The organism is Streptomyces sp. Y7 (genome assembly GCF_043195415.1).
In the GTDB taxonomy this organism is placed as follows: domain Bacteria; phylum Actinomycetota; class Actinomycetes; order Streptomycetales; family Streptomycetaceae; genus Streptomyces.
Genome location: NZ_JBIDDQ010000004.1, coordinates 149,752 through 169,277, shown reverse-complemented (window position 1 = coordinate 169,277; position 19,526 = coordinate 149,752). Strand labels below are relative to the sequence as shown.

18 protein-coding genes are annotated in these 19,526 nt (G+C 72.6%); 7 read left to right on the top strand and 11 right to left on the bottom strand.

Annotated features, from left to right (window positions below; all coding sequences use genetic code 11):
- Nucleotides 1-97: 97 nt before the first annotated feature.
- The 5 genes from ACGFW6_RS14250 to ACGFW6_RS14230 form a co-directional block, all read right to left on the bottom strand.
- A complete protein-coding gene (locus tag ACGFW6_RS14250; RefSeq protein ID WP_393508105.1) occupies nt 98-3,232 on the bottom strand; it encodes an efflux RND transporter permease subunit in 3,135 nt (1,044 codons plus the stop codon).
- Nucleotides 3,233-3,429: 197 nt separating this feature from the next.
- Complete coding sequence (locus tag ACGFW6_RS14245; protein ID WP_393508102.1) at nt 3,430-4,113, bottom strand: response regulator; 684 nt, start codon at nt 4,111-4,113, stop codon at nt 3,430-3,432.
- Between the two features lie 82 nt (nt 4,114-4,195).
- Nucleotides 4,196-5,413, bottom strand: coding sequence for a sensor histidine kinase (locus tag ACGFW6_RS14240; RefSeq protein ID WP_393508100.1), 1,218 nt, complete (start codon nt 5,411-5,413; stop codon nt 4,196-4,198).
- Between the two features lie 167 nt (nt 5,414-5,580).
- Nucleotides 5,581-5,859, bottom strand: coding sequence for a hypothetical protein (locus ACGFW6_RS14235; protein ID WP_393508812.1), 279 nt, complete (start codon nt 5,857-5,859; stop codon nt 5,581-5,583).
- A gap of 42 nt (nt 5,860-5,901) precedes the next feature.
- Nucleotides 5,902-6,669, bottom strand: coding sequence for a PspA/IM30 family protein (locus ACGFW6_RS14230; RefSeq protein WP_393508809.1), 768 nt, complete (start codon nt 6,667-6,669; stop codon nt 5,902-5,904).
- A 295-nt stretch (nt 6,670-6,964) separates the two neighbouring features.
- Between ACGFW6_RS14230 and ACGFW6_RS14225 the strand changes: the two genes are divergently transcribed.
- From ACGFW6_RS14225 to ACGFW6_RS14215, 3 genes are all read left to right on the top strand, one after another.
- The gene (locus ACGFW6_RS14225; RefSeq protein WP_393508097.1) at nt 6,965-7,609 is read left to right on the top strand and encodes a DUF3043 domain-containing protein; all 645 of its coding nucleotides are present in this window, start codon (nt 6,965-6,967) and stop codon (nt 7,607-7,609) included.
- 83 nt (nt 7,610-7,692) lie between these two features.
- Nucleotides 7,693-8,433 carry a class I SAM-dependent methyltransferase gene (locus ACGFW6_RS14220; protein ID WP_393508094.1) on the top strand — a complete coding sequence of 247 codons (741 nt, stop codon included), beginning with the start codon at nt 7,693-7,695 and terminating at the stop codon, nt 8,431-8,433.
- Nucleotides 8,434-8,489: 56 nt separating this feature from the next.
- Complete coding sequence (locus tag ACGFW6_RS14215) at nt 8,490-9,569, top strand: S1C family serine protease (RefSeq protein ID WP_393508091.1); 1,080 nt, start codon at nt 8,490-8,492, stop codon at nt 9,567-9,569.
- Between the two features lie 49 nt (nt 9,570-9,618).
- Here ACGFW6_RS14215 and ACGFW6_RS14210 read toward each other — a convergent pair whose 3' ends face one another.
- Entirely contained in the window at nt 9,619-9,828 is a 210-nt protein-coding gene (locus tag ACGFW6_RS14210; protein ID WP_393508088.1) for a hypothetical protein, read from the bottom strand.
- 115 nt (nt 9,829-9,943) lie between these two features.
- On the opposite strand from ACGFW6_RS14210, the gene ACGFW6_RS14205 reads away from it, so the two are divergent.
- Entirely contained in the window at nt 9,944-11,146 is a 1,203-nt protein-coding gene (locus ACGFW6_RS14205) for a bifunctional adenosylcobinamide kinase/adenosylcobinamide-phosphate guanylyltransferase (RefSeq protein ID WP_393508085.1), read from the top strand.
- Between the two features lie 166 nt (nt 11,147-11,312).
- Here ACGFW6_RS14205 and ACGFW6_RS14200 read toward each other — a convergent pair whose 3' ends face one another.
- A complete protein-coding gene (locus tag ACGFW6_RS14200; protein WP_393508082.1) occupies nt 11,313-12,119 on the bottom strand; it encodes a class I SAM-dependent methyltransferase in 807 nt (268 codons plus the stop codon).
- Between the two features lie 215 nt (nt 12,120-12,334).
- Here ACGFW6_RS14200 and cobT point away from each other — a divergent pair, with 215 nt between their 5' ends.
- Together cobT and ACGFW6_RS14190 are read left to right on the top strand one after the other, a co-directional pair.
- Nucleotides 12,335-13,456, top strand: a complete 1,122-nt coding sequence (gene cobT, locus ACGFW6_RS14195; RefSeq protein WP_393508079.1) for a nicotinate-nucleotide--dimethylbenzimidazole phosphoribosyltransferase — start codon at nt 12,335-12,337, stop codon at nt 13,454-13,456.
- 131 nt (nt 13,457-13,587) lie between these two features.
- Complete coding sequence (locus tag ACGFW6_RS14190) at nt 13,588-14,220, top strand: hypothetical protein (protein ID WP_393508077.1); 633 nt, start codon at nt 13,588-13,590, stop codon at nt 14,218-14,220.
- Here the strand turns inward: ACGFW6_RS14190 and ACGFW6_RS14185 are convergent.
- Nucleotides 14,160-14,924, bottom strand: a complete 765-nt coding sequence (locus ACGFW6_RS14185) for a hypothetical protein (RefSeq protein ID WP_393508074.1) — start codon at nt 14,922-14,924, stop codon at nt 14,160-14,162. The two genes, ACGFW6_RS14190 and ACGFW6_RS14185, sit on opposite strands and share 61 nt — an antisense overlap.
- 73 nt (nt 14,925-14,997) lie before the next feature.
- Here ACGFW6_RS14185 and ACGFW6_RS14180 point away from each other — a divergent pair, with 73 nt between their 5' ends.
- Nucleotides 14,998-15,777: an adenosylcobinamide-GDP ribazoletransferase gene (locus ACGFW6_RS14180; protein WP_393508806.1), complete on the top strand. Its 780-nt coding sequence runs from the start codon at nt 14,998-15,000 to the stop codon at nt 15,775-15,777.
- Between the two features lie 16 nt (nt 15,778-15,793).
- Here the strand turns inward: ACGFW6_RS14180 and ACGFW6_RS14175 are convergent, their stop codons facing one another.
- The 3 genes from ACGFW6_RS14175 to pelF are packed head-to-tail and all read right to left on the bottom strand — an operon-like array spanning nt 15,794 to nt 19,460.
- Nucleotides 15,794-16,444, bottom strand: a complete 651-nt coding sequence (locus tag ACGFW6_RS14175; protein ID WP_393508071.1) for a spherulation-specific family 4 protein — start codon at nt 16,442-16,444, stop codon at nt 15,794-15,796.
- Nucleotides 16,441-17,943, bottom strand: a complete 1,503-nt coding sequence (locus ACGFW6_RS14170; protein ID WP_393508068.1) for a hypothetical protein — start codon at nt 17,941-17,943, stop codon at nt 16,441-16,443. The genes ACGFW6_RS14175 and ACGFW6_RS14170 overlap by 4 nt, the downstream gene beginning before the upstream one ends.
- The gene (gene pelF / locus ACGFW6_RS14165; protein ID WP_393508066.1) at nt 17,940-19,460 is read right to left on the bottom strand and encodes a GT4 family glycosyltransferase PelF; all 1,521 of its coding nucleotides are present in this window, start codon (nt 19,458-19,460) and stop codon (nt 17,940-17,942) included. The genes ACGFW6_RS14170 and pelF overlap by 4 nt, the downstream gene beginning before the upstream one ends.
- Nucleotides 19,461-19,526 lie beyond the last annotated feature (66 nt).

The window sequence follows — 19,526 nt, the reverse complement described above, 5'->3', positions numbered from 1 at the left end:
GAGGCTCAGGATACGTAACGGGAAACGACGGTGGCCGGGTCCCGAACCGCTCTGTGCGGTTCGGGACCCGGCCACCTGGGTTCACCCGGTCACCAGGTCACACGGACGCGGGCTCCGTGTCGTCCGATGCGTCCTGCACCGGCTGCTCGGCGAGCCCCGCCTTCTTCGCCCGCTTCGCCGCGCGCTTCTTCGCCCGGCGCTCCTTGCGCAGTTCCAGCATCGCGTAGAGCGTCGGCACCAGCAGGAGGGTCAGCAGGGTCGACGTGATCAGACCGCCGATCACCACCACGGCCAGCGGCTGGGCGATGAAGCCGCCCTCGCCGGTGACGCCCAGGGCCATGGGCAGCAGGGCGAAGATCGTCGCCAGGGCGGTCATGAGGATCGGGCGCAGCCGGTGCCGGCCGCCCTCGATCACCGCTTCGACGACGCCGTAACCCTGCTTGCGGTACTGGTTGATGAGGTCGATCAGCACGATCGCGTTCGTCACCACGATGCCGATCAGCATCAGCATGCCGATCATCGCGGGGACGCCCATCGGGGTGCCGGTCGCCAGCAGGAGACCGATCGCGCCGGTCGCCGCGAACGGGATCGACACCAGCAGGATCAGCGGCTGGGCCAGCGAGCGGAACGTCGCCACCAGCAGCATGAAGACGATCGCGATGGCCGCCAGCATCGCCAGGCCCAGGTTGACGAACGCCTCGTCCTGGTCCTCGGAGACACCGCCGATCGAGGCCGTCGCGCCCGCCGGGAGCGTCAGCTGGTTGATCTTCGACTGGAGGTCCGCGCTGACCGCGCCGGTGTTGTCGCCGGTCGGCTTCGCGCTGATGGTGGCCGCGCGCTGGCCGTCGATCCGGGTCATCGAGACCGGGCCGTCGACCAGCTTCACGTCCGCGATGTCGCCCAGCTTCACCGGGCCCAGGCGCAGGGCCTGAAGCTGCTTCAGGGTCGTCGCCGGCTTCGCCGACCTGATGACGATGTCCCGCTCGGTGTCGTCCAGGGTCGCCTGGGCCGCCGTGTTGCCGCGCACCGCCTGGGCGACGGCGAGACCGAGGGTCTGGTCGTCGAAGCCCGCCGCGGCCGCCTTGTCGTTGGCCTTCACCGAGACACGCGGCACGCTCTGCGCCAGGTCGCTGGTGACGTCGGTGACGTCGTCCAGTCCGGCGACCGCCTCGCGGACCTGCTCGGACGCCTTGCGCAGCACGTCCCCGTCGGCCGCCTTCACGACGACGCTCAGGTCCTGGGCGCCGAAGCCGTCACCGGCGGCGATCGTGGTGGTGCCGACGCCGTCGAGCTTCTTCAGGCCCGCCTCGATGCGGTCCTGGACGTCGTCGTAGGACGCGGAGTCCTCCAGCATCACCTGGTACGACGCCTGGTTGGTGTCGGTGCCGCCGCCGAAGGCCGCCATGAAGCCGGACGAGCCGATGGTGACCTGGTAGTCCTTGACGCCCTTGGTGTCGGCGAGCAGCCGCTCGACCTTCTTCGCCTGCTCGTCGGTCGCGGCCAGGCTGGTGCCGGGCTTCAACTCCTGCTTGACGGTGAGGACTTCCTGCTCGCCCTGGTCGAAGAAGTTCGTCTTCAGCAGCGGCGCCATGCCGAACGTGCCGACGAGGATGACGATCGCCAGCAGCACACTGGTCAGCCGGCGCCGCGTCGCGAACCGCAGGACGGGGACGTAGATGCGCTGGAGCCTGCTCTTCGCCTCCTTCTCCTCGGCGATCCGGCGGGCCTCGTCGGCGTCCTCGGGGGTGCCCTTCGGGGCGCGCAGGAACCAGTACGACAGGACGGGGACGACCGTCAGCGAGACCAGCAGGGACGCCAGCAGCGCTGCCGTCACGGTCAGGCTGAACGAGCCGAACAGCTCGCCCACCATGCCGCCGACCAGACCGATCGGCAGGAACACGGCCACCGTGGTGAGCGTCGAGGAGGTCACCGCGCCGGCGACCTCGCGGACGGCCTTGATGATGGCGTCCTCGCGCTCCTCGCCGTAGCCGAGGTGCCGCTTGATGTTCTCCAGGACCACGATCGAGTCGTCGACGACGCGGCCGATCGCGATGGTGAGCGCGCCGAGCGTCAGCATGTTCAGGGAGAGGTCCCTGGTCCACAGGACGATCAGGGCCAGCACGACGGAGAGCGGGATGCTCACCGCGGTGACCAGCGTCGAGCGGATCGACGCGAGGAAGACCAGGATGATCAGCACCGCGAAGAGCAGACCGAGGGCGCCCTCCGTGGTCAGACCGTCGATGGACTTCTTCACGGCCGGGCCCTGGTCGCTGACCACGGTGAGGGTGGCGTCCGAGCCGAGGTCCTTGCGGATCTCCGGGAGCTTGTCCTCGACGGCGTCCGAGATGGCGACCGCGCTGCCGTCACGGTCCATGGTGACCGCGACCGCGAGGGACGGCTTGCCGTCGGTGCGGGTGAGCGAGTCGGCCGGGGCCTGCTCCTGCTTCACGGAGGCGACGGAGCCGAGGCGGACCGGCTTTCCGGAGCCGGGCTCGCCCTTCACCATCAGGTCCTCGATCTGCTCGATCGAGGTGAAGCCGCCGCCGACCTGGACGGTGCGGTTGCTGCCGTCCTCGTCGAAGGAGCCGGCCGGCACGGTGGCGCCGCCCGCCTGCAGGGCCTGGGAGACGGACTGCGAGGTCAGGCCGGCCTTGGCCAGCTTGGCGTCGTCGGGCGTGACGGTGACCTGGAGGTCGCGCACACCGTCGACGGTGACCTGGCCGACGCCGTCGATGTCCTTCAGGTCCGGCACGAGGGTGCGGTCGAGCTGGTCGGCCAGGGCCTGCTGGTCCTTGCCGGAGGTGACGGCGAGGACGACGGTCGGGATGTCGTCCGTGGAACCGGCGATGACCTGCGGGTCGACGTCGTCGGGCAGCTGGACGCGGGCCCGGTTGACGGCCTGCTGGACGTCGGCGACGAGCTGCTGGGTGTCGGGACCGTAGTCGAAGGACGCCATGATCACGGCGTTGCCCTCGCTGGCGGTGGAGGTGACTCCGGTGATGCCGTCGACGGCTTCGAGGCTGTCCTCGATCGGCTCGACGACCTGCTTCTCGACCACGTCCGGCGACGCGCCCTGGTACGGCGCGAGCACGGACACCATGGGCAGTTCGATGGAGGGCAGGAGCTGCTGCTTGAGCTGAGGTATCGCGATCGCTCCGAAGGCGATCGCGATGATCGAGATCAGGCCTATCAGGGCGCGTTGGGCGAGGCTGAATCGGGACAGCCAGGACATGGGTGAGGGTCTCTCTTCTGTGAGCGGCAGAAGCGGCTAGGGCGTCTGTGGCACGCGGGCGCGGCCTGCGGCACGCGTATGTGACGCACATGAGCGCCCGCCTCTACACCCTGAGCCATCGGCAAGCCCCGTTTCGTAGGCCCCAGGTCCATTTCCTTATACGGCGCATACTCCGGGCGCAGTATGCGCGGTCGGGTTCACTCCACCCTTGGACGTACCAGCCCGGACTCGTACGCGATCACCACGAGCTGGGCGCGGTCGCGGGCGCCGAGCTTGGACATGGCCCGGTTGACGTGCGTCTTCACGGTCAGCGGGCTGACCTCCAGGCGTTCGGCGATCTCGTCGTTGGAGTGCCCGCCGGCGACCTGGACGAGGACCTCGCGCTCCCGGCCGGTGAGGGCCTCGAGCCGCTCGGCACGCGCCGGGTCGCGGTCGTCGTCGGTGCCGTCGCCCTGGGCGAGGAAGCGGGCGATCAGGCCCTTGGTGGCGGCCGGGGAGAGCAGTGCCTCGCCGCCGGCCGCCACGCGGATGGCGGCGAGGAGTTCGTCGGGTTCGGAGCCCTTGCCGAGGAAGCCGGAGGCGCCGGCGCGCAGCGACTGCACGACGTAGTCGTCGACCTCGAAGGTGGTGAGGATGACGACGCGGACATGGGCGAGGGCCGGGTCGGCGCTGATCATGCGGGTGGCGGCGAGGCCGTCGGTGCCGGGCATGCGGATGTCCATCAGGACGACGTCCGCGGCCCGCTCCCTGGCCAGCCGCACCGCCTCCGCCCCGTCGGACGCCTCACCGACGACCTCCATGTCGGGCTCGGAGTCGACCAGCACCCGGAAGGCGCTGCGCAGCAGGGCCTGGTCGTCGGCGAGCAGGACGCGGATGGTCATGCGAAGTCCTCGGCGGTGCGGCGGGTGGACGGTCTACCGGTACGACAACTGCCGCGGGGTGCTCCTGAGTTCCGCGGCGTCGTCATACGGCGTCCTCCGCGGCGCGGGTCCGGCTCTTGACCGGCAGGATCGCATGGACGCGGAACCCGCCGCCGTAGCGGGGGCCGGTGGTGAGGGTGCCGCGCAGGGCGGTGACGCGTTCGCGCATGCCGAGCAGGCCGTGGCCGCCGCCCTCGACGGTGTCGTCGTCGCCCGCGCCGTCGTCGAGGACCGTGATCTCGACGTTCGGTCCCACGCGCACGACGCTCACCTCCGCCTTGGCGTCCGTGCCCGCGTGCTTCTGCACATTGGTGAGCGCCTCCTGGATGACCCGGTAGGCGGCCAGGTCCACGGCGGCCGGCAGGGTGGTGCCCTGGTCGGCGCGGGCTACCTCGACCGGGAGCCCGGCGCTGCGGAAGGTGCCCGCGAGTTCGTCGAGGCGGTCGAGGCCGGGGGCGGGTTCGGTGGGCGCCTCGGGGTCGCCGGACTGCCGCAGCAGGCCGACCGTGGCCCGCAGCTCGTTCAGGGCGGAGCGGCTCGCCTCGCGTACGTGGGCGAGTGCCTCCTTGGCCTGGTCGGGCCGCCGGTCCATGACGTGGGCGGCGACGCCGGCCTGCACGTTGACCAGGGCGATGTGGTGGGCGACGACGTCGTGCAGGTCCCGGGCGATGCGCAGCCGCTCCTCGGCGACGCGGCGGCGGGCCTCCTCCTCGCGGGTGCGCTCGGCCCGGTCGGCGCGCTCACGGATGGCGGCGACGACGGCGCGGCGGCTGCGGACCGCGTCGCCGGCAGTGGCGCCGATGCCCGTCCAGGCGAAGATCGCGAGGTTCTCCTGGGCGTACCAGGGCAGCGGGCCGGCGAGCATGGCGGCACCGGTCAGCACGGTGATGGTGAGCAGGCCGACGCGCCAGGTGGTGGTGCGGTCGGTGGTCGAGGCGACCGTGTAGAGGGCGATGACCGCGGACATGGCGACCGGTGCGCGCGGGTCGCCGCTGACGCATTCGACGAGGGAGACGGTGCCGGTGACGGCGAGGACCGTCATGGGGGCGCGGCGGCGGAAGACCAGGGCGGCGGCGCCGATGACCATGAGCACGATGCTGAGCGCGTCCGGGGTGCGCAGGGCCCAGGTGACGCCGTTCTCCCGGTGCGGGTCCACGAAGGAACCGGCCACCGTGCAGGCGAGGACACCCACCGCCAGTGCCGCGTCCAGCGCCATGGGGTGCGCCTTGAGATGCCGCCTGGCGCGTTCGAGGGTGCTCACGCTGATTTACGGTACGGCGTCCCCGCGGGGCTTGGAACGGGGGTGGACCTGAGGTTCCGCACGTCTCGCGCGCGACGCCGCGGCCTGCGTCCATGCGGCAGCCGCCCCCGGGCCCCCGCGTCGGCCCGGAACGGGCCTCGTCCTCGAACGCCGGACGGCTGAGTCACCTATCCCGGGATCAGACCGTCGTCGCTGAGCAGCTCCCGGACCTCCTCCAGCGTCGCGTCCGGGGACGGCAGGATCAGGTCCGAGGGTTCGAGGGAGTCGTCGGGCAGGGGCGCGCCCAGCTCACGGACCTTGGACAGGAGTGCGGTGAGGGTGCGGCGGAAGCCGGGGCCGTCGCCGTTCTCCATTTCCACGAGGAGCTCGTCGTCGAGCTTGTTGAGCTCGGGCAGATGGCTGTCGGACAGCTTCACCTGCCCCTCGCCCATGATCCGGACGATCATGTCGCCCATCGCGCCCTCCTAGGCGTGGGCCCCGGCCGTCGGCTACTGCTTGTCGAAGCGCGGGGTGTCCTGCGGCTGCTGCTGGGACTGCTGGCCCGAGCCGCCCTCGATGGCCTGCTGGCCGGCCGACGAGCCTCCCGCCAGCTCCGCCTTCATGCGCTGCAGTTCCAGCTCTACATCCGTACCACCGGAGAGCCGGTCCAGCTCGGCCTGGATGTCGTCCTTGTGCATGCCGGACTGGTCGTCCAGGGCACCGGAGGCGAGCAGCTCGTCGATGGCACCGGCGCGGGCCTGGAGCTGGGCCGTCTTGTCCTCGGCCCGCTGGATCGCCAGGCCGACATCGCCCATCTCCTCGGAGATGCCGGAGAACGCCTCGCCGATCCGGGTCTGGGCCTGGGCCGCGGTGTACGTGGCCTTGATCGTCTCCTTCTTGGTGCGGAAGGCGTCGACCTTGGCCTGCAGCCGCTGGGCCGCGAGGGTGAGCTTCTCCTCCTCGCCCTGCAAGGTCGCGTGCTGGGTCTCCAGGTCCGTCACCTGCTGCTGGAGGGCGGCGCGGCGCGAGAGCGCCTCGCGGGCCAGGTCCTCGCGGCCCAGCGCGAGCGCCTTGCGGCCCTGGTCCTCCAGCTTCGACGACTGCTGCTGGAGCTGGTTCAGCTGGAGCTCCAGACGCTTGCGCGACGTGGCGACGTCGGCGACACCACGGCGCACCTTCTGGAGCAGCTCCAGCTGCTTCTGGTACGAGTAATCGAGGGTCTCGCGCGGGTCCTCGGCCCGGTCAAGGGCCTTGTTCGCCTTCGCGCGGAAGATCATCCCCATACGCTTCATGACACCGCTCATGGGCTTCGCGCGCCCCCTTCTGACGTCCAGCTCCAGCTCTGCGACAGAACCCACAGTACGGGCCCTGCATCCATTGACGCACTGTTCGGGGACGGATGCGCTCATCCCCAAGGACGACTGCTGACGCTCCCGCTCCGGCGTGAGGAGTAGGTGACCCCCGGGTGCCCACCCGGTGCCGCCCGCGTGCCTGCTCCGTGGCCGCCGGAAGAACCGTCTGCAACGTCCCCTCTGTCCCCCTACGACGACTGGTGTTGCCGGATCGTTCCCCATGGGGCTGGGGTCCAACCCCTGGCACCCCGTACCCTTGGGTTTTGTGTTCCGTAGCCGTGCGAAGGATGAGAAGGCCCAGGCCGCCGACAAGGCGCTGGTGACCGACTCCAACGAGACCCGTCACCCCGAGGCCCCCAAGGGCCGCCCCACGCCCAAGCGGAGTGCGGCCCAGTCGCAGCGTCGCAGCGTGGCCAACACGCCGACGACGCGCAAGGACGCCGCCAAGCGCGGGCGTGAGGAGCGCCGTGCCGCCCTGGAGAAGCAGCGCCAGGCGCTGGCCGGGGGCGACGAGCGGTATCTGCCGGCCCGTGACAAGGGCCCGGTCCGCAAGTTCGCGCGTGACTTCATCGACTCGCGTTTCAACATCGCGGAGTTCTTCCTGCCGATGGCCGTGGTCATCCTCGTGCTGAGCCTGGTGCAGGTGCCCGCGCTGCAGAACATCGCGCTGCTGCTGTGGCTGATCGTGATCGTCCTCATCGTGCTGGACTCGATCGTCACCGGTTTCCGGATGAAGAAGCGGCTCGCCGAGCGCTTCCCCGACGACAACAAGCGCGGCGCCGTCGCCTACGCGCTGATGCGCTCCCTCCAGATGCGCCGGCTCCGGCTGCCGAAGCCGCAGGTCAAGCGCGGAGAGCGGCCCTGAGCGCTGCCGCTGTCCCCGGGGGTGCCGCCGATGCCCGGCTCAGTGGGCCGGGCGGGCTGCGTGACGTCGTACGACAGGAGCTGGTGGCCCGGCAGCTCGACGAGCAGATAGCCGGGCGCTTCCCGGTCGGGCAGCGGCTGCGGGTGCTCGACGTCGGGATGGGCGGGGGCGCGCAGGCGCTCCGGCTGGCCCGCGCCGGGCACCAGGTGACCGGTGTCGAGCAGGACTCGACGCTGATCGCCGCGGTCCGCGAGGAGCTGGCCGGTGAGCCGGAGGGGATCCGGGAGCGGGTGCGGCTCGTCCAGAGCGACGGGCGGGACACCGGCGTCCACTTCCTGCCGGGCAGCTTCGACGTCGTGCTGTGCCACGGCGTGCTGATGTACATCGAGGAGCCCGACCCGATGCTGGCCGGGCTGGCCCGGATGCTCGCCCCGGGCGGACTGCTGTCGCTGCTCGTGTGCAACGGCGACGCGCTCGCCATGCGGCCCGGGCTGTCCGGGGACTGGTCCGCGGCACTGTCCGCCTTCGACGCCACGGCCCACCTGCCCCATCCGCGAGCCACCTCGGACGACGGCGGCAGCCCGGTACGCCCCGGGGTCGACGTGCGGGCCGACCGGCTGTCGGATCTCACGGCGACGCTCGCCGGGATCGGGGCGCCGCTGCACGCCTGGTACGGGGTGCGGGTGTTCACCGACACGGTGGCGGACGGGGCCGGGATCCCGGCGGACGTCGAGGCGCTGCTGGCGGTCGAGGAGCGGGCCGGGAAGGCCGATCCCTACCGGAGCGTGGCGGCGCTGCTGCATCTGTGCGGAGTGCGCGGCTGATCCCGTTCGGGTGAGCAGCACGCGCCGGACGCATGCCCCGCGGCGAGACTCGGGGCATGGATGCTCGCCGTTTGCGTACCCGGCGTCCGGTTGTCGCGGTCCTCGCGCTGCTGTGCTGCCTCGGCCTCCTCGCCGCGTGTTCCGCCGCGCCGGCGTCGCGGGACCGGGAGGACTCGACGACCCAGGCCGCCCTGCCGAGGACGGTCCGGGCGGTGGACGACCTCCAGGACGGCTACCTGCGGGTGATCAAGGACGTGCTGCCGTCGGTCGTGCAGATCCAGGGCAGCCGGGACCTGGGATCGGGCGTGGTCTACGACGACGAGGGGCACATCGTCACCAACGCGCATGTCGTCGGCGATGAGAAGACCTTCCGTGTGACGACCGCGAACAGCGAGAACGAGCTGACCGCGCAGCTGGTCTCCTCCTATCCGCAGCAGGACCTCGCCGTGGTGAAACTGCAGGACCCGCCGGACGGGCTGAAGGCGGCGAAGTTCGGGGACTCCTCGCAGGTCGAGGTGGGGCAGATCGTGCTCGCCATGGGCTCGCCGCTCGGGCTGTCGTCCAGCGTGACGCAGGGCATCGTCTCGGCGACCGGACGGACCGTCACCGAGGGCGCCGCCGACGGCGCCACGGGCGCGACGATCGCCAACATGGTGCAGACGTCGGCGGCCATCAACCCCGGCAACAGCGGCGGCGCCCTGGTGAATCTCGACAGCGAGGTCATCGGCGTGCCGACCCTGGCCGCCGTCGACCCCGACGTCGGCAACAGCGCGGCACCCGGCATCGGGTTCGCGATCCCGGCGTCGACCGTGCGCAACATCGCCGACCAGATCGTCAAGGACGGCAGGGTCACCGACTCGGGCCGGGCAGCGCTCGGCATCACCGGCCGTACGGTCGTCGACGACGACTTTCAGGCGGCGGGCGTGGCCGTGGTCGAGGTGGAGGAGGGCGGGGCGGCCGACGAGGCCGGCCTTCGGCCCGGGGACATCATCACCCGGCTGGGGGACACGGACATCACCACCATCACCTCGCTGTCGGAGGCACTGGCGGACGACAGACCGGGGGACGAGACGACGGTGACGTACACCCGCGACGGTGACCGGAAGAAGACCGATGTGACGCTGGGCGAGCAGTGACGGGGGCGAAGGGAACCCGGACGCGGTACGCCCCTCGCCCCCCGTCCGGTCACGCCTCGGCGTGCAGGCTCATCGGCCCGTAGATCTCCGTGGCGTCCTCGAACAGCCGCACCTGGTCCGCGCCGCCCTCCTGAAGTGCCTTCCAGTGCTCCCCGATCCAGGACTCGGCGTCCCCTTGGGTGGTGAACTCCTCGGGCTGCACCGCGGGCTGGGTCTCCGCCCCGTCGGCCTTCTCGAACCGCCACGTCCATGCCGCCATGTACGCCTCCAAGGTGTCAGCACGTTGAGTGCACCAGCGTATGCGGTTCGTGTGCGTCTGCTCCTTAGGGGGCCTCCATCACGCGGGACGAGCGGCGAGCGGCGAAAATCAGTGCGTGGAACTGACTCTCCTCGGCACCGGTGCCCCCGCGGGACTCCCCCGCCCCGACTGTCCGTGCGCGGCGTGTGCCAGTGCGCTCGGTGGTGACGCGCGGGCGGCCACCGCGCTGCTCGTGGACGGGGCGCTGCTGCTCGATCTGACGCCGGGCGCGGCGTTCGCGGCGGCACGTGCCGGGCGTTCGCTGGGGAACGTACGGCAGGTGCTGCTGTCGCATCCGCACGACGGGCCCGCCGTCGAGGTACCGGCCGGGCTGCCGCAGCCCGGCCGGGTGCCGGACGGGCGGGAGTTGGCGCTGCTGACGGGGCATCGGGTGCGGGCGGTGGCGATGGACGCGCCGGGCACCGGGTACGCGGTGACCGGGCCGGACGGGCAGCGGCTGCTGTATCTGCCGCCGGGGGGCGCGCCGGCCGGGCTGGAGAACGGGGCCGACGGGATGTACGACATGGTCGTCGCCGATGTGGTGGCGCGGCCGGACGCCCTGGCCAAGCTGCGGGCGGTGGGCGCCGTCGGGCCGACGACGGACGTCGTCGCCGTCCATCTGGACCATGACGCGGCGCCGGGCGCGGAGTTGCGGCGGCGGCTGGCCGCGGCGGGCGCGCGGGCCGTGCCGGACGGGACGACGCTGGAGGTGGGCGCGTACGAGGACGTGCCGGACGTGCCGCGGCGGACCCTGGTGGTGGGCGGCGCCCGGTCGGGCAAGTCGGTCGAGGCGGAGCGGCGGCTGGAGTCCTTCCCGGACGTGCTGTACGTCGCGACCGGGGGGACGCGGGGCGGGGACACCGAGTGGGCGACGCGGGTCACCGTGCACCGGGAGCGGCGGCCGGGGTCGTGGCGTACGGAGGAGACGTGCGATCTGGTGCCGCTGCTCGCCGAGGCGGGGGCGCCGTTGCTGATCGACTGTCTGTCCTTGTGGCTGACGGACGCGATGGACTCCGTGGGGGCCTGGGACGACGCGGTGTGGGCGGAACGCGGGGAGCGGGCCCTGCGGGATCGGGTGCGTGAGCTGCTGGAGGCGGTGCGGGGCACTCGGCGGACCGTTGTCGCCGTGTCGAACGAGGTGGGGTCGGGGATTGTGCCGGCCACGGCGTCGGGGCGGCGGTACCGGGATGAGCTGGGGCGGTTGAACGCCGCGTTCGCGGGTGAGTGCGAGCAGGTGGTCCTGGTGGTCGCGGGGCAGGCGGTCGTGCTGCGCGGGTGACTTCGCCGGGTTCGCCGGGTTCGCCGGGTTCGCCGAGGAGCGTGCCGCGGATCGTCGTCGTGCGTCTGCGGCCTCGTCGTGGCTTGTCGCGCCCACGCGGCGGAGCCGCAAATCGAAACGGCCCCGCGCCCCTTCAGGGGCGCCTCGGCCGGCGGACCTTCACATGTCAGGCCGGCTCCTTGCGGGCGATGACCCGGTACGCGTTCGAGAAGCGGGTGGCGCGCAGGAACGGGGCCAGGAGGTGGTCCAGGGTCCAGGCGACGGCCACCAGGGGGGAGCCCAGGGGCGCCAGCAGCGACGGCAGCAGGTACGACAGCACCAGCGAGGTGGCGGCCGCGAGGTCGTAGGGGATGTGCGCGGTGCGGTGGCCCGTCGCGACGATCGTGCAGCCCTGGGCCCGGAGTTCCTCGCACAGGGTGTCCAGCGGCAGCAGATGCAGATGACCCGGAGGGCTGTGCGGCACCCACAGTCTGCCGAGCAGGCCGGCGAACAGGCAGCGGGGGTTGGGCAGTTCGAGCAGGAGGTGGCCGCCCGGACGCAGGACCGTGAGGGCGGCGCGCAGTTCCTCGCGGGGGTCGGGGGCGTGTTCCAGATGGCGGAACATGCTGACGACGTCGTAGCGGTCGCGCAGCCGGGCCGTGACGCGCGGGTCGGTGAGGCTGCCGACGTGGGCCTCCTCGACCCGCTCGGCCACCCGCCCGTGCAGGACGCGGTAGGTCGGGTCCAGGCCGTCGAACGACGTGTAGGGGAAGACCTCCTTCGCCGTCTCCGGGAAGCGGGCGTACCCGGTGCCCACGTCCAGCCAGCTCTCCGGCTCGGGCAGGGGGAGCGCCACGCGGGCCGCGGCGCGCAGCCGGCGCGGCCCGCGCCGGGTGAGTCCCAGGTGGAGCGGTACGTAGGTGTGCTCCCGGCATCCGGCGGGGGTGAACGCGCAGTCGGCGCGGGGGCGTTCGGGGGGTGCGGTCGCGGTCATGGCGGCTCCCGGGCGTGGGGGCGTACGAGAGGGGGCGTACGGCACAGGCGGTGCGAGACGGTCCGAGCATGCCCCGACAATCCACTGCAAAACGGAACGTATGGGATGAGGATCTTGGGTGCAACGACGTCGCGGTCATACGGGGGTGACGTGGCGAAGCCGGTGGTGGCCATGTGGCGGCGTTCTGTTCGACCGGTGCCGGTACTGTTCGGCGAATGAGCTCGCTTAATCTCGACGACTTCTCCGACCTGATCGAGCGCCCCGACGGTGGGGTGCGCCGTGACGCCGAGGCGCGCCGTGAGCGTCAGATCGTGCCGCCCGGGGCGCTGGGCCGCCTCGACGAACTGGGCGAGTGGCTGGCGGCGGCGCAGTCCGCGGTGCCGGTGCGGCCGATCGAGCGGCCTCGGGTCGTGCTGTTCGCCGGTGACCACGGCATCGCGGAGCTGGGCGTGTCGGCGCGGCCCGCGGGCGGCGCCGGGGAGTTGGTGCGGGAGATCCTCGCGGGCGGCCGTCCCGTGTCGGTGCTCGCGCGGCGGCTCGGGGTTCCGGTGCGGGTCGTCGACATGGCGCTGGACTGCGACCCGGAGTCGCTGCCGGAGGCGGTCGTACGGCATCGGGTGCGGCGCGGCAGCGGCCGTATCGACATCGAGGACGCGCTGACGCTCGAGGAGGCCGAGGCGGCCTTCCGGGCCGGCGTGGCGGTGGCCGACGAGGAGGCGGACTCCGGCACGGATCTCGTGGTGCTCGGCGATGTGAGCGTCGGCGGGACCACGGCCGCGGGGGTACTGGTGGCCGCGCTGTGCGGGACCGACGCCTCCGTGGTGACCGGGCGGGGCGGCCTCGCCATCGACGACATCGTGTGGATGCGCAAGTGCGCGGCGATCCGGGACGCGCTGCGGCGGGCCCGTCCGGTGCTCGGCGATCAGCTGCAGCTGCTGGCGACGGTCGGCGGTGCCGACCTGGCCGCGATCACCGGGTTCCTGCTGCAGAGCGCGGTGCGCAAGCTCCCGGTGGTGCTGGACGGCGTCGTGGTGGCCGCCTGTGCGCTGGTGGGACAGCGGATCGCGTTCCGGGCGCCGGACTGGTGGCTGGCCGCGCACGACAGCGGGGAGCCGGGTCAGGCCAAGGCGCTGGACCGGATGGCCCTGGAGCCAGTGCTCGACCAGGGCGTACGGGTCGGCGAGGGTGCGGGCGGTCTGCTGGCGCTGCCGACGGTGCAGGCCGCGGCGGCACTGGCGGCGGAGCTGCCGGAGAAGCCGGAGGAGCTCCCGGAGGAGCCGGTGAAGGCCGAGGAGCCGGTGATGGCCGAGGACGCCGAGGCGCCGGAAGCCGGATAGGGGGCCGCCCCGGCGGCACGGGGGGAATCCGGGCGAGGGTGGACATATGATCACAACTTGTGACAGTTGACACCCTCCGTCGCTGGGCCCGTGCCGAGTGGGGGGCGTTGTGTCTCGCCGTGCGGAGAACCGTGACGGAGCGGCGGTGGCGGGCCGCACCCATGACCGTCGGGGCCGTGTGTCTGACCGGGCTCACCCAGGTCGTGCAGAACCAGTCCTGGGGGTACCGGATCGTCCAGGACCTCGGTGCCGTACGGGCCGAGGACCCGCTGTGGTCGGCGCTCCTGCGGACGCCGCTGTCGCTGTTCGTGCCCGCCCTCGATCTGCCGGTGTGGGGCGCGCTCGCGCAGGTCCTGATCGCGTTCGGGATCGCCGAGATGTGCCTGGGCCGGTGGCGCACCCTGGTCGTCGCCTACGTCGCGACCCTCGCCGGCACCCTGTACGCGCGCGTGGCCATCGCGGTCGGCCCGGACAGTCCGTTCGGGCTGCCCGCCTCGGACGCGCGGGTCGTGGACACCGGGCCCTCGGCCGCGGTCGTCGGGCTGGCCGTGTTCCTCGGCTGGCGGTACGGGGCGTACGTCACCGCCGGTGTGGTGATCGCGGCGATGGTCGCCGAGGTCGCCCTGAAGCCGAACCTCTCCGGGAAGGAGCACCTCGCGGCCATCGCGGCGGTGCTGGTGCTGTGCGGGGTGTCGACGGTGCGTCAGCGGCGTTCCAGGGCCCGGGCCGGTTCCACGTCGGGGGCGCCGCCGATCCAGTCCTGAAGCTTGCGGCTGGGGCCCAGCCAGCGCTTGTCGTGGTGGTAGGAGCGCAGCTGCGCCTTGGCGCGGGCCCGGGGGCGCCGACGGTAGAAACGCTTCGCCCAGGGGGAGGTCGGACGGGCCAGCCGGACGGCGCCGAACAGGGCGACGAAGGGGATGATCACCCCGAAGAGCGCCATCCGGAACTTGCCCTTGAACAGCGCGATCAGCGCGAGCAGGAAGTTCCCGGCGATCGTGGTGAGCAAGGTGCCGCGGCCCTCCGTCTCGCTCTCGTCGAGGTCGTTGACCCCGAAGGGCGCGAAGCCGAGGAGGAGCAGGCCGACCAGGGCGGCGGTGAGCACGACCACCTCGACGCTCTTGCGGCCGTCCTCGCTCCAGTAGACGTCGTCGAGGTGCAGGATCAGCGCGAACTCGTCCATGACCAGGCCCGCGCCCACCCCGAAGATCACGGCGGCCGCCGCCGAGCCGAAGCCGTGCTGACCGCCGGCGACCGCGCAGAAGCCGCCGATGATCGTGAGGACGATCCCGGGGACGACGTGGTGGATGTGGACGGCACCGGTCTCGATGTTGCGGAAGGGCCCCTTGCCCGCGCGGATCATGCGCGTGATGAGGCGGGTGACGAGGAAGGTGACCACGAAGGCGGTCAGGGCGAGGAGCAGCGGGAGCTTGCCCGGCTCGATGATGTTGCGCTGCCACCAGTCACCCATGTACTCAGTGTCTTCCCGGCAGGGGTGGGCTGCCTGGCGGAGACGGCGTCCGGGCTACCCTGCGGGCGTGTCCATGACCCCGCCGCACCTGCACGGTCTCCGTTTCGCCTTCGGCACCCTGAGCGTCCTCCCCGTCCGGGTGAGCCGCTGGGACCGGGCGGCGGCGCGCGGTGGAATGCTCTACGCCCCGCTGGTGGGCGTGGTCATCGGCTGCGGTGCCGCGCTGCTCGCGCTGGTCCTGCTGTTCCTCGGTGCCGGCCCTCTCCTCGCCGCCGTCGCGGCCGCCGCCGTCCCCGCCGTGCTCACCCGGGGGCTGCATCTCGACGGGCTCGCCGACACCGCCGACGGCCTCGGCAGCGGCAAGCCCGCCGAGGACGCCCTGCGGATCATGAAGCAGTCGGACATCGGGCCGTTCGGCGTCATCACGCTCGTGTTCGTGCTGCTCGCGCAGGTGGCCGCGCTGGCACGGCTGTACGACGACTCCTGGGCCCGGGGGGCGCTGGCCACGGTGGTCTCGGCCGTCGCCGCCCGCCTGGCCCTCACGCTCGCCGCGCGCGCTGGCGTGCCCGCCGCCCGGCCGGAGGGGCTGGGGGCGGCGGTGGCCGGGGTGGTTCGGGTACGGGCCGCCGCGGCCGTAGCCGTGGCCGTGACGGTGGCCGCCGCCGCGGCGGGAGCACTGCTCGGGACGGACGACGCCGCCCACACCGCGCTCGCGGTCCTCGCCGCGTCGGCCGCCGCCGAACTGCTCCTGCGGCACTGCGTCCGCCGCTTCGGCGGAGTCACCGGCGATGTCTTCGGCGGCCTCGCGGAGACGGCGGCGACGACCGCCCTGGTCGTGATCTGCCTGGGCTGACCGCGATCACACCGGCTCACCCCGGGCTCCGCACGGCGTGCGGCAGCGTGCCCCAGGGGTGGTCGCCCCCGCCCGGCACCGCGCAGTGCACCGAGGCGCCGAGCGACCGGGCCGTCTCCGTCAGGTCGACGCCCGCCGGCACGCCGTACACCAGGTGGCACAGCCGCACGCCGGTGGTCTCCCGCCGGTGCTCGCGGACCTGCCGGGTGTACGACGCCCAGGGGCCCTCGTAGGTGACCAGGAGGTCGGCGATCCTGGCGTAGGACGGGTCGGGTTCCGTGCCGTGGTTCAGGGCGAGGGTGCCGCAGCCCGCGCCCCAGGCGGCCGTGGCGAGCCGCTGGTAGTACGCGAACTCCGTGCGGCTCGCGGAGACCTGGTCGAGGAAGACGCCGTCGGCCCGGTACCAGTCGCGGTGACGGGAGATGTCGCGGACGACCTCGGTGTGCGGCCGGCGGCCGTAGTCGGTGTCGACGTAGCCGAGCACCGGTACGGCCGCACGCGCCAGCCGGGCGGCGACCTCGGCGAACGCCGCGTCGGGCGCGTCGCCGGGGCCGCTGGCCGGGTTCAGCACGACCCCGTGGAGCCGGGGCGCGGCCGCGACGATCGCGTCCCATTCGGCGGGGCGGACGGACGGGTGCTCGTAGTAGGGGATCAACAGGTCGTTCATCGGTGGGCGGTCGCCCTCCCCAGCAGGACGCAGACGAGAACGCCCTGGGCCAGTGCCGCCGCCGCGTGGACGACCGGGCCGGTCCAGTGCGGGCTGCCGGTGTGCGTGACCAGCGCGAACGTCTGGGCGAGGGCCGCCGCGCAGCAGATCGCCGTCGTGCCCAGCACCGCGCCGAAGGACTGGAGCAGCAGGCCCGTCCACAGGACCACGCCGAGGAGGAGCAGTCCGGCGAGTCGGACGCCGGTGACGGCCGGCGCTCCGGGCCACCCGGCCGAGGTGGCGAGGACGAGGACGAGCAGGGCGGCGAGGTAGGCGGTCAGGCACCCCGCGGCCGTGCGCATCGTCGCCCGCCGGAACGCCCGTGCGGTGCTGGTGGAGCGCAGGCCGGTCAGGGTGCCGCTGCGGAAGCGGTACAGAAGCCATTCGGCGGGGCCCATGCTGAGGGTGAGGGCGACGGCCGCGGGTGCCATGGCGCCGCGCTGCTCGCCCGCGAGCGTGTCCTCGAGGGCCGTGCACAGGACGAGGACGCCGGTGGCCAGGCCGAACAGGGCGTACGGGAGGGAGGACGAGAGGAGGGGGGCCGTCGCCGTGTGCCGGCTGCGGGTGCGTCGTGGCTTGTCGCGCTCACGCGGCGGCAGGTTCGGAGCGGTCCCGCGCCCCTTGCGGGGTGCGACTTCACGCAGGCCGAGGAGGGTCACCACCATCAGTGATCCCAGCAGCAGGGTCAGTCTCGCGGTGTCCGGCACGGAGTGGACCAACGACACGACCGCGCCCGCCGTCATCGGCGACAAGGCCGCCAGCAGGGCGCGTTCGCGGCCCATGACGAGCAGGATCGTGGCGGCGCCGAGGTAGCAGGACTGCGCGGCGGCGAAAGCGACGGCCGTGGTGCCGGACGTGCCCGCGACGGTCAGCGCGACCAGGGCGCCGAGCAGTGCACCGGCCGGGGCGCCGATGAGCAGGGTCCGACGGGCGGCGGCACGATCGCCCAACCCCAGCCAGGCGTAGGCCCGATGGGCCAGCCCCTGGTTCCAGGTCCAGCCGACCAGGGCGCCGGCCAGCAGCGGGACGGTGCCCGTGGGCAGGCCGAAGTCGTCGCGCGGGCCGGCGAGCAGCGGGGCGCCGAGGACGTAGCCGAGGCCGGGCAGGGCGTAGAGCAGGCCCCGTAGGAGGCAGCCGAGGAGGTTCGCCCGCCAGGGATCGTGGGCGGGGCGGTCCGGCTCCGGGTAGCGCCGCTCGACGCGTTCGTACAGTTCCTCGGCGAGGGCGAAGGAGTTCTTCACGCCGTAGCGCCGGCGTATCTGGTCGTCGGAGAGGCCGTCGGACTCCAGGAGCGCGGCGATCTCGTCCGGGTGGACGGCGGCGGCTGTGAAGTCGTCGAGGCGATCGGCGAGTTCGTCGACCGGGTCGGGCCGCGCCCAGCCGGGACCGGGGCGCCGGCGGGGCATCTCGGCCAGGGTGTCGGTGCGGGAGCCGGGCGGCATCCAGAGGCTTCCGCTCACCAGTCGGTCCCGTCCGTCGCGACCTTCTCGTACCAGGGGTCGCGCAGTTCGCGGGTCCAGTCGGCGACCGTCTCCAGCGTCGGTTCGTACACGTCGGCGCTGCCCGCCAGTTCCTCGTAGATGGTCCGGAAGTTGTCCACGGAGCGGCGCAGCGTGAACCGGTCGATGACCCTCTGACGGGACAACTCCCCCAGCTCCAGGCGCCGTTCGTCGTCCTTGAGCAGGGCGAGGGCGGCCGCGGCCATCTTCTCCGGCTCACGCGGCGGGACGACGAGTCCGGTGTCGCCGACGGCCTCGCGCACTCCCCCGACGTCCGTCGAGACGGTCGTGCGGCCGCAGGACATGGCCTCGATGATGGAGAACGGGAAGCCCTCGGAGATCGACGACAGCATCACCAGGTGCCCTGCGGCGTAGGCGCGCCAGACCTCGCTGATACGGCCCTCGAAGGTCAGGCCGTCCGTCACGCCCAGTTCGGCGGCGAGCTTCTCCAGCTTGGTGCGGTAGGCCTCGCCGCCGGGCGGGACCGGGCCGAACAGCCGCAGCCGGGTCTCGGGGAGTTCGGCGCGGACCATGGCGTAGGCCCGCAGCAGGGTCTCCAGGTCCTTGATGGGGTCGACGCGTCCGCACCAGGTGAGGGTGGGGACCTCGGGCTCGGGCCCGGCGTGCGGGAAGGCGTGCGGGTCGACGCCGTTGTAGACGGTGCGGATCTTCCCGGCGTCGGCGCCGCCGCGCTCCTCCCAGCGGCGGTTGTACTGGTTGCACGGGGTGATCAGGTCGGCCGTGCGGTAGCCGTGCGAGTTGAGCTCGCGGTAGAAGCCGAGCATGAACGCCTTCACGGGCCAGCGCTGGGCGTCGCTGCGGTAGCCGAGGTAGCGCTCGCGCAGATAGATGCCGTGCTCGGTGAGGAGGAAGGGCACGCCGTCGAGCCGGCGGGCGGCGAGCGCCGGGAGGGTCGCCAGGCCGCTGCTGACGGCGTGGACCACACAGTCCTCGTCGACGCGGACCCCGAGCGGGCGCAGGGCGTGCTCCAGCAGGTCGGTCGCGGTCAGGGCGTCGTGCACGGTGGGGCGGGCGGCGGCGGTCGGCAGATGCGGCATCGTCCATATCCACATCAGCGATCTGAGCGCCGCCTCGGAGCGCAGGGCGGCCGACAGGCGTCCGGCGCGGGCGAGTTCGGCCAGCTCGTCCAGCGCGTCGCCGAAGCGGCACCGGGCCTCGGGGTCGAGGAAGGAGAGCAGGAACCGCTCGTAGGAGTCGGTGAACCGCCGGCGGGCCCTGCCGTACGGCGCCCGGCCGCTTCCGGGACGCGGGCCCCAGGTGGGCACGGAGGTGTGCCGCCGGACGTTCGGCGGGAGCTCCCAGGTGACGGGTTCACGGCCCGTTCCGGTGAGCGAGACGATATGGAAGTCGACCTCCGGCATGCCCTTGACGAGCTGGTCGCACCAGGTGCTGACGCCGCCGTGGACATGCGGATAGGTGCCTTCGGTGAGCATGGTGACATGACGGCCTGAGCGCATCGCTGCGCGGCTCCCCCCTGTGATGCGGATGTTGTGCGGGGAACTGCGGCCATGACACCGAATGCG